11 protein-coding genes are annotated in these 14,702 nt (G+C 72.0%); all 11 read right to left on the reverse strand.

All coding sequences use genetic code 11. The features are described from left to right. Positions 1 to 478 precede the first annotated feature (478 nt). Positions 479 to 1,141, reverse strand: a complete 663-nt coding sequence (locus tag ACQP2T_RS39130; RefSeq protein WP_433509904.1) for a cell division protein FtsQ/DivIB — start codon at positions 1,139 to 1,141, stop codon at positions 479 to 481. A gap of 366 nt (positions 1,142 to 1,507) precedes the next feature. Next, a complete protein-coding gene (murC, locus tag ACQP2T_RS39135) occupies positions 1,508 to 2,923 on the reverse strand; it encodes a UDP-N-acetylmuramate--L-alanine ligase (protein ID WP_433509905.1) in 1,416 nt (471 codons plus the stop codon). Next, positions 2,920 to 3,996 carry an undecaprenyldiphospho-muramoylpentapeptide beta-N-acetylglucosaminyltransferase gene (murG, locus tag ACQP2T_RS39140; RefSeq protein WP_433509906.1) on the reverse strand — a complete coding sequence of 359 codons (1,077 nt, stop codon included), beginning with the start codon at positions 3,994 to 3,996 and terminating at the stop codon, positions 2,920 to 2,922. Before murG ends, murC begins: the two co-directional genes overlap by 4 nt. A 12-nt stretch (positions 3,997 to 4,008) precedes the next feature. Next, positions 4,009 to 5,304, reverse strand: coding sequence for a putative lipid II flippase FtsW (ftsW, locus tag ACQP2T_RS39145; protein WP_433509907.1), 1,296 nt, complete (start codon positions 5,302 to 5,304; stop codon positions 4,009 to 4,011). Beyond that, complete coding sequence (gene murD, locus ACQP2T_RS39150; RefSeq protein ID WP_433509908.1) at positions 5,301 to 6,665, reverse strand: UDP-N-acetylmuramoyl-L-alanine--D-glutamate ligase; 1,365 nt, start codon at positions 6,663 to 6,665, stop codon at positions 5,301 to 5,303. The genes ftsW and murD overlap by 4 nt, the downstream gene beginning before the upstream one ends. After that, positions 6,665 to 7,720, reverse strand: coding sequence for a phospho-N-acetylmuramoyl-pentapeptide-transferase (gene mraY, locus ACQP2T_RS39155; RefSeq protein WP_357945394.1), 1,056 nt, complete (start codon positions 7,718 to 7,720; stop codon positions 6,665 to 6,667). The genes murD and mraY overlap by 1 nt, the downstream gene beginning before the upstream one ends. Next, on the reverse strand, positions 7,717 to 9,231 hold the full coding sequence (locus ACQP2T_RS39160; protein ID WP_433509909.1) for a UDP-N-acetylmuramoyl-tripeptide--D-alanyl-D-alanine ligase: 1,515 nt from the start codon (positions 9,229 to 9,231) through the stop codon (positions 7,717 to 7,719). The genes mraY and ACQP2T_RS39160 overlap by 4 nt, the downstream gene beginning before the upstream one ends. Beyond that, positions 9,228 to 10,760: a UDP-N-acetylmuramoyl-L-alanyl-D-glutamate--2,6-diaminopimelate ligase gene (locus tag ACQP2T_RS39165; RefSeq protein WP_433509910.1), complete on the reverse strand. Its 1,533-nt coding sequence runs from the start codon at positions 10,758 to 10,760 to the stop codon at positions 9,228 to 9,230. The genes ACQP2T_RS39160 and ACQP2T_RS39165 overlap by 4 nt, the downstream gene beginning before the upstream one ends. Positions 10,761 to 10,800: 40 nt before the next feature. Beyond that, a complete protein-coding gene (locus tag ACQP2T_RS39170) occupies positions 10,801 to 13,197 on the reverse strand; it encodes a penicillin-binding transpeptidase domain-containing protein (RefSeq protein ID WP_433509911.1) in 2,397 nt (798 codons plus the stop codon). Beyond that, complete coding sequence (locus tag ACQP2T_RS39175; RefSeq protein ID WP_433509912.1) at positions 13,194 to 13,703, reverse strand: hypothetical protein; 510 nt, start codon at positions 13,701 to 13,703, stop codon at positions 13,194 to 13,196. Before ACQP2T_RS39175 ends, ACQP2T_RS39170 begins: the two co-directional genes overlap by 4 nt. Beyond that, a complete protein-coding gene (rsmH, locus tag ACQP2T_RS39180) occupies positions 13,687 to 14,658 on the reverse strand; it encodes a 16S rRNA (cytosine(1402)-N(4))-methyltransferase RsmH (protein WP_433509913.1) in 972 nt (323 codons plus the stop codon). Before rsmH ends, ACQP2T_RS39175 begins: the two co-directional genes overlap by 17 nt. Positions 14,659 to 14,702 lie beyond the last annotated feature (44 nt).

Consider the following 14,702-nt stretch of genomic DNA (forward strand, 5'->3'; position numbering starts at 1 on the left):
CCGTTTCGCTCCGTCGTCCCGCCAGGTCGGAACCCTCCTCTGCCACGCGCCGTGTTACAGGCTCTCACGCCGGAAGCCCCATCCCGGACAGACTCGGCCATCGGCGGGCGGCATGATCGGCGCGCTCTGACAGGTGCGCCGCCCTTTATGCGACGCTTATCCCATAGGACGCGCCAACCCCACCCCCGGATCACGCCGTACGACGGCTCCGTTGGCGGCACGGTGGAATCCAGGCGCTTGACCGCCACCACATGGGTGGGGCCCAGCTCCGACGCTTGACCGCCACCACGTCGGTGAGGTCCAGCTCCGGTACTTGGCCGCCACCACCTCGGTGGGGTCCGGCTCCCACGCTTGAGCGTCACCACGTCAGTGGGATCCGGCACACGAGCATCACCACGTCAGTGGGATCCCGGCACACGAGCATCACCACGTCGGTGGGGTGCGGCGCTGAAGCGTCACCACATCGATGGGATCCGGCTCACTTGAGCGTCACCACGTCGGGCGAGCTCACGTCGTAGACGCTGGCCTTGCGGCGCAGGAGGGTCTTCAGGATGCGAGCCTTGTCCGCGCCCCGGTCGGCCCCGCCCCAGACGACGCTGCGGCCGTCGGAGAGCTCCAGCGACACGCCCTCGGGCGAGGAGGCCCGGACCCCCCGGACCTTGGCCGCGAGATCGTCGGGCAGCGACTGGATCACCCGTAGCGCGGCCATGGTCGTGGGGTCGCCGGCGGCCGGGCGGTCCACCTTGAGTGTCGGCAGGCCGGGCGGGAGCCTGTCCTGGATCTCGATGACGACGCCCCCCTTGTCGATCAGCGCCGCCTTGCCCCCGGCCGTGATCGCGGCGATCGGCTCGCGCTCGACCACCTCGATCTTCAGCGTGCCCGGCCAGACCCGGTCGACCTTGGCCGAGGCGAGCTGCCTGATCTGCATCACCCGGGCCTCGACGCCGGCCAGATCGACGGTGGCCAGCGGGTGCAACTCGGGCACCCCGGCCTGTTGCTCGATGCGCTCAGCGGGCACTGTGACATTTCCCACGATGTCGATCGATCGTACGCCGAGCACGGGCGAGAAGAAGATCAGCCAGACGGCGCAGCCCACCACTCCGGCGGTCAGCAGTACCAGAAAAGCGTTGCGCGCCTTCATCGCCCTCCCAGGGTCGCCCACCTTGCGCAACCGGCACACCGTGCGCCACCGAACCCACGCCGCGCGAGAGTCGCCGCCACGCCACGCGCCACCGAACCTACGCCGCGTCCGGCCACCGCCCACGGCGCCACGCCAGAGACCCGCCGCCAGAACCCCCGCCGCCCGGCCGCCTGTGGCCGCCGGGCGTGAGGGACCGCGCGGTCATACCGCGAAGAGCCACGCCACGCGCAGCGGACCACGGCGTGGTCCCGCGCGGAGTCGCACCAGGCGCAGCGGAGCTCGGAGACCCGCAAAAAGCCACGCCACACATAGCCGACCGCGGAGCCGTCCCGCGCGGAGCCACACCAGACGTGGCCGGCCGCCGAATCAGCCAGCGGAGAGCTGCTCAAGGATCTGCGGTCCGAGCTCCGTCACGTCGCCCGCGCCCATCGTCAGCACGATGTCGCCGCCACGGGCCCGAGCCGCCACCAGGGCCGGCACCGAGGCCCGGTCCGGGGCGTAGACCACCTGCTCGGCGGGCAGCCGCACGCGCCCCGCCACCATGGCCCCCGAGACGCCGGGCTCGGGGTCCTCGCGAGCGCCGTAGACGTCGAGCACGATCGCCTCGTCGGCCAGCCCCAACGCCGTCCCGAACTCCTCGGCGAAGAACCTGGTGCGCGAGTAGAGGTGCGGCTGGAAGATCGCGATGACCCGCCCGTCGCCCGAGTAGGAGGCCACCACGTCACGCGCGGCCCTCAGGTCTGCGGCCAGCTCGGTCGGATGGTGGGCGTAGCTGTCGAACACCGCGACCCCGCCCGCCTCGCCCTTGGCCTCGAAGCGCCGCTTGGCCCCGGTGAAGGTCGCCAGCCCGTCTCTGATCTCCTCGAACGGCAGCCCCAGCGCCACGGCCACGGCGACCACGGCGGTGGCGTTGAGCGCGTTGTGCGCCCCGGGGACGGCCAACCGGACCTCGCCCATGCCATCGATGCCCGGGCCCTCGATGGTGAACGTGGTGCCGAACCCGTCGGGCCTGACGTCGCGTACGCGGTAGTCGCCCGTCTCGCCGTACGTGATGACCTTGATGCCGCGCGCCCGCGCCACCTCGGCCAGCTCCGCCGCCCCGGGGTCGTCGGCGCAGGCGATCAGCAGCGACCCGACGCGGTCGGCGAAGCGGGCGAAGCTGTCGTGCACGGCCCGCGGATCGCCGTAGTTGTCGAGATGGTCGGCCTCGACGTTCGTCACCACGGCGATGTCGGGCGCCAGCATGAGGAAGGACCCGTCGCTCTCGTCGGCCTCGGCGACGAACACCTCCCCCGACCCCTCGTCGGCCCCCAGCCCGGTGGTGACGAGCTGGCCGCCCACGCAGTAGGACGGGTCGGCCCCGCACTTCTGCAGCGCGACGGTCATCATCGAGGCGGTGGTGGTCTTGCCGTGGGTGCCCGCGACGGCGACGCCGTTGCGCCCGGCCATCACGGAGGCGAGCGCGGCGGCCCGCGGGATGACCCGCAGTCCCTGCTTGAGCGCCTCGCCCAGCTCGGGGTTGGAGTCGCGGATCGCGGTGGACACCACGACGGTGTCGACGTCCCTGATGTGGGAGGCGGCGTGGCCGATGTGCACGATCGCGCCGAGCTCGCGCAGCTCGTTGACCTGATCGGTGCTGCGCGCGTCGCTGCCGGACACCCGCACCCCGCGCTTGAGCAGGATGCGCGCGATCCCGGACATCCCCGCGCCGCCGATGCCGATGAAGTGCACCCGCCCCAGCTCTTCTGCGGCGACGGGATCGACCAGCTTGACGAGACTCATCGGGCTATCTCCAACACTTTCCTGGCCAGAATGATATCGGCGTCCTTCCGTCCCAGTCTGGAGGCGGCCTCCGACAGGGCCACGACCCGCTCGGGACTGTGGAGCACGGGAAGGACGTTGTGGATGATCCAATCAGATGACAGGTCGGCGTCGCCGACCACGAACCCGCCGCCGCCCGCCGCGATGCGCTCGGCGTTGATCCGCTGCTCGCCGTTGCCGTGCGGCAGCGGCACGTAGGCGGCGGGCAGCCCGACCGCGGTGAGCTCGGCGCAGGTCAGCGCGCCGCTGCGGCACAACGCGAAGTCGGCGGCGGCGTACGCGAGATCCATGCGGTCGAGGTAGGGCAGCAGGACGTATTGGGGGTCGCCGGGCGGTGGCTCGTGCTCGACGGTGTTCTTGGGGCCGAGTACGTGCAGCACCTGCACGCCCGCCGAGCGCAGGACCGGCGCGGCGGCCAGCGCGGCCTCGTTGAGCGACCTGGCCCCCTGGGAGCCGCCGAACACCAGCAGCGTGGGCCGGTCGGTCTGCAGCCCGAACCAGGAGCGGGCCTTGTCGCCCATCGACAGCCGGTCAAGCGAGACGATCTCCCGGCGCAGCGGGGTGCCGATGTATTCGGCCTTGCCCAGCACGTGGTCGGGGAAGCCGGTGAAGACGTGGTCGGTGAGCCGGGCGCCCAGCCGGTTGGCCAGGCCGGGCCGCGGGTTGGCCTCGTGCACCACGATCGGCAGGCCGCGCCGCTTGGCCGCCAGGTAGGCCGGGGTGGCCACGTAGCCGCCGAAGCCCACCAGGACGTCGGCCTGGACTCGGTCGAGTATCGCCGCCACCGCGTTGACCGCCCCGGCCAGCCGTCCTGGCACGGTCAGCAGCCGTGGCGTGATCGCCCTCGGCAGCGGCACCGCCGGCACCAGCTCCAGCTCGTATCCCCTGGCCGGGACCAGGCGGGTTTCGAGGCCGCGTTCGGTGCCCACACAGGTTATGCCGATGCGCTGGTCATAATGGCGCAGCGCGTCCGCAAGGGCGAGAGCCGGCTCGATGTGCCCGGCCGTCCCGCCACCGGCGAGGACCACCCTCATCTAGGTCACTCCCTAACGTCTCACTCGGCCTTTGGTCGTTCCCCCCAGGCCAAGCCAGCTTAGGGCCCGTACGGCCGGTCCGGGGCCACGAGCGGCCAGAGCCTCGCGCGCGCCCGGCTCACGTTTCGCGAACGACAACAGCATCCCCAGGGCGGCGAGGGTCGGCAGGAGCGCCGAGCCCCCGTAGGAGACCAGGGGCAGCGGGATGCCGGTGATGGGCACCACGCCGAGCACCGCGCCCATGTTGATGATGGCCTGGCCGACGATCCAGGCCACGATGGCGGCGGCGGCCAGCCGTACGAAGGAGTCCTTGACCCGGGCGGCGACCCGCAGGCCCGCGTAGCCGAGCAGCCCGAAGAGCACCACCACGGTCAGGGTCCCCATCAGCCCGAGCTCCTCGCCCAGGATGGCGAAGATGAAGTCGCTCTCGCCGTGGGGCAGCCAGCTCCACTTGGCCCGGCTGCTGCCCAGGCCGAGCCCGAACCAGCTGCCGGAGCCCATCGCGATCTGCCCTTGTACGGCCTGGTAGCCGTCGCCCTGGGCGTCGGCCCACGGGTTGAGGAAGGCGCCGATGCGCGCCATGCGGTACGGCTCCACCTTGATCATGATCAGCGTGGCCAGCACGGCGAGCGAAAGGATGCCGCCGAACAGCTTCAAGGGCGCGCCCACCACCCACAGCAGCGACAGGAAGACCATGAACAGCACCAGCGTGGTGCCCAGGTCCCGGCCGAACATGACCATGACGGCCAGGAGCGCGGTGCCCGGCATGAGCGGGATGAGCAGCTGCCGCCACTCGATGCGGCCCTGCCGCGCCCTGCGGGCCAGCAGGTCGGCCCCCCAGAGCGCCAGAGCCAGCTTGGCGGGCTCCGACGGCTGGATGCTGTACGAGCCCACGTCGATCCACCGCTGCGCGCCCAGCTGGGACGAGCCGATGAACAGCACCATGACCAGGCCGATGAACGACAGCGCCATCAGCGGATAGCCAGCCCAGCGGAAGAACTTGTGCGGCAGCCGGGAGCAGACCCACATGAGCGTCACGCCCAGACCGGCCGACAGCGACTGCTTGATGAACCAGGTGAACGGGTTGTCGGTCTTCTGCATCGCCTCGATGCTGGAGGCCGACAGCACCATCATCAGCCCGAGCGCGAGCAGCAGCCCGCAGCAGCCGATGATGAGGTAGTAGGTCGCCAGCGGCTTCTCCAGCAGCTCCTTGAGCACGGCGAGCTGATCGCGGATCCAGCCGGTCGGCCCTTCGACCGCGCTCTGCCGTGACCGCTCAGGAGCCTGTGGAGAGGTGGTCGTGCTCACGTGGCCGCCTCCAGGCCGCGTACGGCTCGCGCGAAGGCCTCCCCTCGGGCCGGGTAGTTGGCGAACATGTCCAGCGACGCGCCGGCCGGCGACAGCAACACGGTGTCTCCGGGGGAGGCGAGCCTGGCGGCTTCGGTGACGACACGATCCATCGCACCAGTGTCTTGGGCGGAGATGTCCACGACGGGGACATTCGGCGCGTGTCGCGCCAGAGCTTCGGCGATCCGGGCGCGGTCCACGCCGAGCAGCACCGCGCCGCGCAGCCTGGGCGCAGCCTGGCGTACCAGGTCGTCCACGTCGGCGCCTTTGAGCTGGCCGCCCGCGATCCACACGATCGACGGGTAGGACGACAGCGCCGCGGCGGCGGCGTGCGGGTTGGTGGCCTTGGAGTCGTCGACGTAGTCGACCTCGCCGACCCGCTCGACGTGCGCCATGCGGTGCGGGTCGGGCACGAAGTCGCGCAGGCCCTGGCGTACGGCGTCGGGGGCGACGCCGAGCGTGCGGGCCAGCGCGGCGGCGGCGAGCGCGTTGGCCACGTTGTGCGGCGCCAGGGGGCGTACGTCGGCGAGGGTCGCGAGCTCCTCGGCGGCCTCGGCGGGGTTCGCCACGAACGCCCGGTCCACCAGCAGGTCCTCCACCACGCCCAGCTGGCCGGGCCGGGGCACGCGCAGCGTGAAGCCGACCTTGTCCGGGTAGGGGGCGGCCAGCCGCGACGCCTCGGGGTCGTCGGCGTTGTAGACCACGGTGCCCGCGCGCTCGAAGATGCGCCCCTTGGCCTCGGCGTACGCCTCCATCGAGCCGTGCCAGTCGAGGTGATCGGGCGCCACGTTGAGTATCGCGGCGGCGTGCGGGGCGAGCGTGCTCGACCAGTGCAGCTGGAAGCTCGACAGCTCGACGGCCAGGGCGTCGTACGGCTCCCCCACGGCCTCGACCACGGGCAGGCCCACGTTGCCCACGGCCAGCGCCTTGCGCCCGGCGGCCAGCAGGATGGAGGTGAGCATGCGGACGACGGTGGTCTTGCCGTTGGTGCCGGTCAGCGCGAGCCACGGGGCCGCCTGGGCGGGGCGCAGCCGCCAGGCCAGCTCCACCTCCCCGACCACCTCCACGCCCGCCGCAAGGGCCGCGGCGATCAGCGGGTGGTGCGGCGCCCAGCCGGTGGTGACGAGCCGGGTGACGCCCGCCGGCAGCTCCATCGGGCCGAAGCGCACCTCGACGCCGAGCCCGGCGAGCTCGGCCGCCACGGCGCGCCGGCGGTCGTCCTCGGCGCCCTCGACCACGACGACGGGCTCACCCCGCGCGGCCAGCACCCGCGCCACGGCGGTGCCCGAGACGCCGAGCCCGGCCACGCAGGTGAGAGCCATTACTTGGGCATCCATTCGACGTAGAACAGCCCGAGCCCGAGTGCCGCGCAGAGACCGGCGATGAGCCAGAAGCGGACCACGATCGTGGTCTCGGCCCAGCCCTTGAGCTCGAAGTGGTGCTGCAGCGGCGCCATCCTGAACACCCGTTTACCGGTCATCTTGAAGAACCCGACCTGGATGATCACCGACATCGTGATGATCACGCACAGCCCGGCCAGGATGATGAGCAGCAGCTGGGTGCGGGTGGCGATGGCCAGACCGGCCAGCACGCCGCCCAGGGCCAGCGAGCCGGTGTCGCCCATGAAGATCTTCGCGGGCGGGGCGTTCCACCACAGGAACCCGATCAGCGCCCCCAGCACGGCCGCGGCCACCACGGCCAGGTCGAGCGGGTCTCGCACCCAGTAGCAGTTGGGGCCGAGCTGGTCGATGCAGTTGTTGCGCAGCTGCCAGTTGCCGATCAGCACGTACGCCCCGAGCACCACCCCGGTCGCGCCACTGGCCAGGCCGTCGAGGCCGTCGGTGAGGTTCACCGCGTTGGAGAACCCGACGATCATGATGAGGACCCAGATGGTGAAGCCCACGATGCCGAGCGAGGGCCCGAAGTCGCGCAGGAACGACAGCCTGGGCTCGGCGGGGGTGATGCCGTAGACGTTGGCCTGCTGGGTCACCAGCACCGCGAAGACCGCGCCGATGACGAGCTGGCCGAGCGCCTTGGCGCCGCTGCGCAGGCCGAGGCTGCGCTGCTTGTAGATCTTGATGAAGTCGTCGAGGAAGCCGACCGCGCCGAGCCCGGTCATCAGGAACAGCACCAGCATCCCCGAGACGGTCGGCGCCGACAGCGTGGCCAGGCGGGAGGCGCCGTAGGCGAGCAGCGAGGCCAGCACGATCACGGTGCCGCCCATGGTGGGCGTGCCCCGCTTGCCGTGGTGCCCGGACGGGCCCTCCTCGCGGATCTCTTGACCGTAGCCGCGCCGGGAGAACAGCCTGATGGCCAGGGGTGTCCCGAGCATCGAGAGGATCAGCCCCACCGCGCCCGCGATGATGATGTCGGTCACTGCGTGGCCCCCCCGAGCAACTGCTCGGCCGTCCGCTCCAGACCCATCGCCCGGGGCCCCTTGACCAGCACCGCGTCACCCGGCCGCAGCCATCCGGCCAGCTCCGCGGCCGCGGCGGCGGCGTCGGGCACGTGCAGGATGAGCGTCTGGGGCGACTGCGCGGGCCCTGCGGCGCCTGGCGCGCCCCCGACGACCGGCGGCACCGGCGGGCCGCCCGCACCCGGTGGGAACGGCGGGCCGCCCGCGAGCGGGATCGGCGGGCCTGCGGCGGCGGCCGCCTGAGCGGCGGCGTAGGCGCCCTGAAGCACCGGCTGGGCGTCGGGGCCGGCGACGATGAGACCCGCCAGCCCGGAACCGCCCGCCATGCGGCCCAGCTCCTCGTTGAGCGCGGCGCTGTCCTCGCCTAGCTCGCGCAGGGCGGCGATCACGGCGAAGCGGCGGCGGCCCTTGCCGAGCACGCCGAACGCCTCGAACGCGGCCCGCATCGAGTCGGGGTTGGCGTTGTAGGCGTCGTTGACGATCGTGACCCCGTCGGGGCGGTCGGTGACCTCCATCCGCCACCGGCTGCGCGGCGTGGCCTCCGACAGCTCCGCGGCGATGGTGGCGACGGGCAGGCCGAGCTCGTAACCGGCCGCGGCGGCGGCCAGGGCGTTCTCCACGGCGTGCGCGCCGTACAGCTTGAGGCGGACCTGCCCGGAGCCCGAGGGGGTGCGCAGCGTGAACGAGGCGCGCCCGCGCTCGTCGACGACGACGTCCTCGGCGCGGATCGCGGCGGCCTCGGATCGGCCGAACAGCGTGACCCTGGCGTCGGTGCGCGAGGCCATCTCGAGGACCAGCGGGTCGTCGGCGTTGAGCACGGCCACGCCGGTGCGCGGCAGCGCCTCGACGAGCTCGCCCTTGGCCTTGGCGATGGCCTCCTTGCCGCCGAACACGCCGATGTGGGCGGTGCCGACGTTCAGCACCACGCCGATCTGCGGCGGCGCGATGCGGGCCAGGGCCTGGATGTGGCCGATGTTGCGGGCGCTGAGCTCCAGCACCAGGTAGCGGGTGTCGGCGTCGGCCCGCAGCACGGTCAGCGGGTGGCCGAGCTCGTTGTTGAACGAGCCGACGGGCGCGATGGTCGGCCCGATCCGCCCGGTCAGCCTGGCCAGGAGGTCCTTGGTGGAGGTCTTCCCGGCCGAGCCGGTCACGCCGATCACGGTGGCCTGGGGCAGCGCGGCGGCGTGGGCCGTGGCCAGGTCGGCCAGCGCGGCGGCGGCGTCGGGGACGATCACCGTGGGGGCCTCGACCGGCCTGGTGGCCAGCACGGCGACGGCGCCGGCCCGGATGGCCTGGGCGGCGTAGTCGTGGCCGTCGACCCGCGCGCCCTTCAGGGCGACGAACAGGGATCCCGGTTCTACGCCCCGTGAGTCGATCACGACGGGACCGCGCACCACGGCGCGAGGGTCGGCCATGCCCGACAGGGCGCCCGAGGTTATCTCGGCGATCCTGGCCAGAGGCAACGGGATCATGCGTGCTTCCTGCTTTCCTTGCGTGCTTCGATCGCTCCGGCGACCACTTCGCGATCGTCGAAGGGGATCACCTCGCCTGAAACGTACTGGCCCTGCTCGTGACCCTTGCCTGCCACGACGATCACGTCGCCGCGCCCGGCCCGGCCGATCGCCAGGTCGATCGCGGACGCGCGGTCGGGCTCAATGATCACATGAGCGCGGTCGTGCTGCGGAACGCGGAGCGCTCCTTCCATCATCGCGGCCAGAATGTCCAGAGGATCCTCGGAACGAGGATTGTCGCTCGTGAATATGGCCACATCGGCCAACCTCGCCGCGGACTCGCCCATGACGGGCCGCTTGCCCGCGTCGCGCTCGCCGCCGCAGCCGAGCACGACGACCAGCCGGCCCGCGGTGACCTCGCGCAGCGAGCGCAGCACCGACTCGACCGCGGCGGGTTTGTGCGAGTAGTCGACGATCGCCTGGAACTCGTCGCCCGCCTCCGTGATGCGCTGCATGCGGCCGGGGACGCCGACGAGCGTGCCGACGCCGTGGACGGCGGTCTGCAGCGGCACCCCGGCCTCGACGAGCGTGACGATCGCGCCGAGCGCGTTGGCGACGTTGAACGGGCCGGGCAGCGAGATCTGCGCGTCGGCCTCGACGCCGCCTGGACCGGTCACGCGGAACGTGCTGCCGTCGGCGCCCAGCCGGACGTCGAGCGCCCGCCAGAGGGCCTCGGGCGCGCCCAGCGCGGAGAACGTGGTCATCGGCACCTTCGCCACCGACAGCAGCTCGCGACCATAGGGGTCGTCGATGTTCGTCACGCCCACGCGGGCCAGCTCGGGCTGGAAGAGCCGGGTCTTGGCGGCGAAGTAGTCGTCGAAGTCCTTGTGGAAGTCGAGGTGGTCCTGCGACAGGTTGGTGAACAGGGCCACGTCGTAGTGGAGGCCGTCGACCCGGCCGAGCGCCAGGGCGTGGCTGGAGACCTCCATGGCCGCCGCGGTGACGCCCGCCTCGCGCATGAGCGCGAACAGGCCGTGCAGCTCGGTGGCCTCGGGGGTGGTCAGCCTGGGCTCGAAGCGCAGGTCGCCGGCGCGGATCTCGACGCCGCCCACCAACCCGGTGGTGTGGCCCGCAGCCCGCAGGCCGGCTTCGAGCAGGAACGAGGTGGTGGACTTGCCGCTGGTGCCGGTGACGCCGAGCAACTGGATGTCGTCGGCCGGCCGGCCGTAGACCCAGGAGGCGACCTGCCCGAGCACGGCTCGGACGTCGGGCACGACGAGGACGGGCAAGCCCGTGGCGGCGGCGGCCGCGCGGCCGCCGGGATCGGTGAGGACGGCCACGGCGCCGAGCGCCATGGCTTCGGCGGCGAAATCGGCGCCGTGGGACCGGTTGCCCGGCAAGGCCACGTAAAGATCTCCGCGCCGCACGTGGCGGGAGTCGATCGTGACACCGGTGAGCGGGGCGTACGGCGACCGCGACGTGCCGGAATCGGCGTCGAGCATGGTCGCCAGCCCGGTCAGCGGGCGGGGCGGACTGGTCGTTGGACGCATAGACGACGGGGGACGCACGGCCGCAGCGTACCTTCCCTGGTCACTGTCCCGCGCGCGTCCGCACCGCAGGTGCGGCCGAGCCGGTCGGCGGAATCTTCTTGCTCTTGATGGCGAACGTCATCACGTCCTTGAAAACAGGGGCCGCCACCTGGCCCCCGAAGTGGTCCTTCGTGGGATTCTGCAGCACGGACAGCACGACCAGCCGCGGCGCGTCGGCGGGGGCGAATCCGGCGAACGACGCCGTGTAGCCGTCATATCGGCCCAGCTGCGCGTCGTAGCGGTTGGCGGTGCCGGTCTTGCCCGCCACCCGGTATCCCGGGATGGCGGCCAGCTCGCCGGTGCCCTCGGCGCTCACCGCGGTCTCCAGCATGGTGGTGATCTCCTTGGCGGTCTTGTCGCTGACCACCCTGGTCTCCTTACCAGGAGCGGACGGTACGAACCTGCCCGACTCGTCCGTCGTGCCCGCGACGATCTGCGGCTCGATCTTGACGCCGCCGTTGGCGATGGTCTGGTAGACGCTGGCCATCTGCAGCGCGGTCACGGACACGCCCTGCCCGTAGGCGATCGTGCAGCTCTGGCTGCCCGACCAGTTCTTGTAGTTGGGCAGCAGGCCGGCCTCCGCGTTGGGCACGCCGCCGCCCGGCCGCGCGCCGAAGCCGAAGCTCTTCAGCATCTCGTAGAGGCGTTCACTGCCGACCTTGCGCGCGGCCATGATGGTGGCCACGTTGCTGGACTCGGCCACGGCCTGGCGATAGGTCATCGGCTCCGGCTTGTGCGGGTGCGCGTCGTGCAGCACCCGGTCCGCGCACCTGATGTTGTCCTTGACCTGGAAGACCGTGTCGGGCGAGACCACGCCGGCCTCAAGGGTGGCGGCGGCGGTGATCACCTTGTTGGTGCTGCCCGGCTCGAAGACCTCGGAGGCGGCCCGGTTGACGTAGAGGGCCGCAGGGCCCTTGCGCCAGTTGTTCAGGTCGAGCTCGGGGGCGTTGGCCATGGCGATGATCTGCCCGTTGCGCACGTCCATGACGATGACCGTGCCGCTGCTCGCGCCGGAGTCGCTCACCTGCTTGGCCACCGCCTGCTGGGCGGCCCACTGGATGTCGCGGTCGATGGTCAGCCGCACGTCGCGGCCGTCGACCGGGACCGTGCGCTGGCTGCTGGTCATGGGGATGCGCTGGCCGTCGCGGCCGGTCTCGACGCGCTGCTGGCCGTCGCGTCCCTTCAGCAGGGTGTCGCGCGCCTGCTCCATGCCGCCCAGCCCGCTCTGCTCGTCGCCGACGAACCCGATCAGGCTGCCCGCCAGGTCGCCGCCCGGGTAGACGCGGCGGTAGGTCTTCTTCGTGGTCATCGCGGGCACTTCCGCCTTGAGCAGGCGGCTGGCCACGAGCGGGTCGGCGTCCCTGGCCAGGAGCTGGTATTGAGTGTCCTTCTTGGCCAGCTTGGCGGCTATCTCCTCCTGGGGCCGGCCGAGCTGCGCGGCGAGCACGGCGGTGATCTTCGGCCGCACCTCATCCTTGATCTTGCTGGGGTCGATGGCGATCTCGCGGGCCTCGACGGTGACGGCCAGCGCGTGGCCGTTGACGTCGGTGATGGACCCGCGCTTGGCCGGGATCTCCTCGGTCTGCGTGCGCTGGCCCACGGCCCGCGCCTCGTAGACCTTGGAGTCGAGACCCTGCATCTGGACGAGCCGCCCACCGAAGATCGACAGGATGAACGTCATGCCGATCAGGCCGATGTTGATGCGCCGGCGCGGGTTTCCCAGGCGCAGCACGGGCGACGGCTTGGGCGGGCGCGGGGGTGCCGGGGGCCTGCGGGGCGGCCCCTCGCCGCCGCGCCGCCCGGCGGGCTGCACACGCGTGTGCTCGTCGTCGCGGGTACGGCGAAGCCTGCCGCCGTCGCCGGGACCCTCCTCACGGGCCCGGCGCACGTCACGGGGTATCTCTTCGCGGGTACGGCGGAGTGGCCCGTCGTCCTGGCGGGCCCGGGAACGCTCGTCCCTGGCCGGGGGGATGCGATCCCTGGGACGGTCGGCCTCCGGGCGCGGGCGTACGGAACGCTGGCGGGCGCGCTCCTTGGCGGCGTCGTCCCCGTCCTGCCGGGAACGCCCCCTCGGCCCGTCACCACTCTGCCGAGGCCGGGGACGCGAACTGTCGCGCCCGTCAGCCGGGTCCTGCGGGCGCCGGGCCCCGCGGTCGTCTCCGTCGTCGCGGCCTTCGTCCCTGACGAACGGCCCGAACGGGAGGTCGAGCGGGTCCGGCCGCTTTCTCGGCTCCTTGGGTGGATCGTCGGGCCGGCCCGCCCCCTCCGAGCGAGCCGACCCCGCTTGCCGCCCCTGCCGCCCCGGCCCGCCGGGGGTACGGCGAGAGGCGCCGGGCCCTCCCTGGGAACCGGCGCCGCCGCGGCCGGGACCCTGCCCCCTGCCGCCTGTGTCTCTCACCGTCCCTGGTCCACCTGGCTGGTGTCGGCGCCCGCCTCGGTCAGCACGTTGGGCTTGCCCCAGTCACGGTGCTGACCCTGCATCTCGGCCTGGTCGGCGACCGGGCCGGGACCCATGTTCGTCTCGTTGACGAGCTTGGCGTCCTCGTTGGCCTGCCGTGCGACCTCGATCTCTTTGCGCAGGTTGGCCGCGGTGTTGGAGTCTTGCGCGAGAACGACGTTGAGCAGCAGCAGGCTCATCAGGCCGCCGCACATCAGCCCGACGACCAGCAGCACGAACGGGGCCCGCTGGCGCCCCCGCGACGGACGTCGCTTGAGTGCCGGGCGCGCCCGCTCCTGGCCCGCCGATGGCCCGCTCGTCTCGGGGCCGTCGGGGCGCGAACGCGGGATGGGCTTGGACTGGTGAGGCACGCCGGGCCTGCGCGGGCCGGTCTTGGGCGCCGTCTTCGGCGGGACGCCGCGGACGGCCGCGCCCCGCCTGCTCTCCTGCTCAGTCCTGGTGGTCAACACGGATCCTCTCTGCCGCCCGTAGCCGGGCCGAGGTCGCCCGCGGGTTGCGGGCCAACTCTTCTTCACTTGGGAGCTCGGCTCCCCTCGTCAACAGGCGGAACCGCGGCTGATGAGCCGGCAGCGGGACCGGCAACCCGGGGGGGCCGGTGTCCTTGGTTCGCGCCGCGAGGACCTGCTTGGTGAGCCGGTCCTCCAGGGAGTGGTAGGAGAGCACGACGACTCGCCCACCGAGCACCAGCGCGTCGAGGGCCGCGGGCAGCGCCGCCTCCAGGGCGGCGAGCTCCGCGTTGACCTCGATGCGCAGCGCCTGGAAAGTTCTCTTGGCGGGGTTGCCCCCTGTGCGCCGAGTGGCGGCTGGAATCGCCTGACGAACGATCTCCGCCAACCGCTTAGTCGACGTTATGGGGTCCTTGGCCCTTTCCTGGATAATTAGGCGCGCGACACGCGGTGCGAACCGTTCCTCTCCGTAATCGCGAAGGATGCGGGTTAGCTCCGCGGCCGAGTAGGTATTGACCACCTTCTCCGCCGTGAGCTCTTGATCCGTATCCATCCGCATGTCGAGCGGAGCGTCATAGGAATAGGCGAACCCGCGTTCGGCCTCGTCCAGTTGCGGCGAGGACACCCCCAGGTCGAACAGCACCCCGTCGACGGTGGCGCGGCCCGCGCGGGCGAGCACGTCGGCCAGTTCGTCGGACGAGGCGTGGACCAGCGTGGTCCGGTCGGCGTAGGGGGCGAGCCTGCGCGTGGAGAACTCGATCGCGAACGGGTCGCGGTCGATGCCGATCAGGCGCAGAGACGGATGAGCGGCGAGCAGGGCCTCCGAGTGGCCACCGAGGCCGAGGTTGGCGTCGACGACGACGGGCTCCTGGCCGGTCAGCGCCGGAGCCAAGAGCTCCAGAACGCGGTCGAGCATGACCGGAACGTGACCGCCCGTGCCTGCGTTGTCGTACATCTCCAACCCCCCTCTCGCGTCCTTGCTCGCGGATGACGCGTCCG

This window comes from Nonomuraea sp. CA-143628 (assembly GCF_050942315.1).
Classification (GTDB): domain Bacteria; phylum Actinomycetota; class Actinomycetes; order Streptosporangiales; family Streptosporangiaceae; genus Nonomuraea.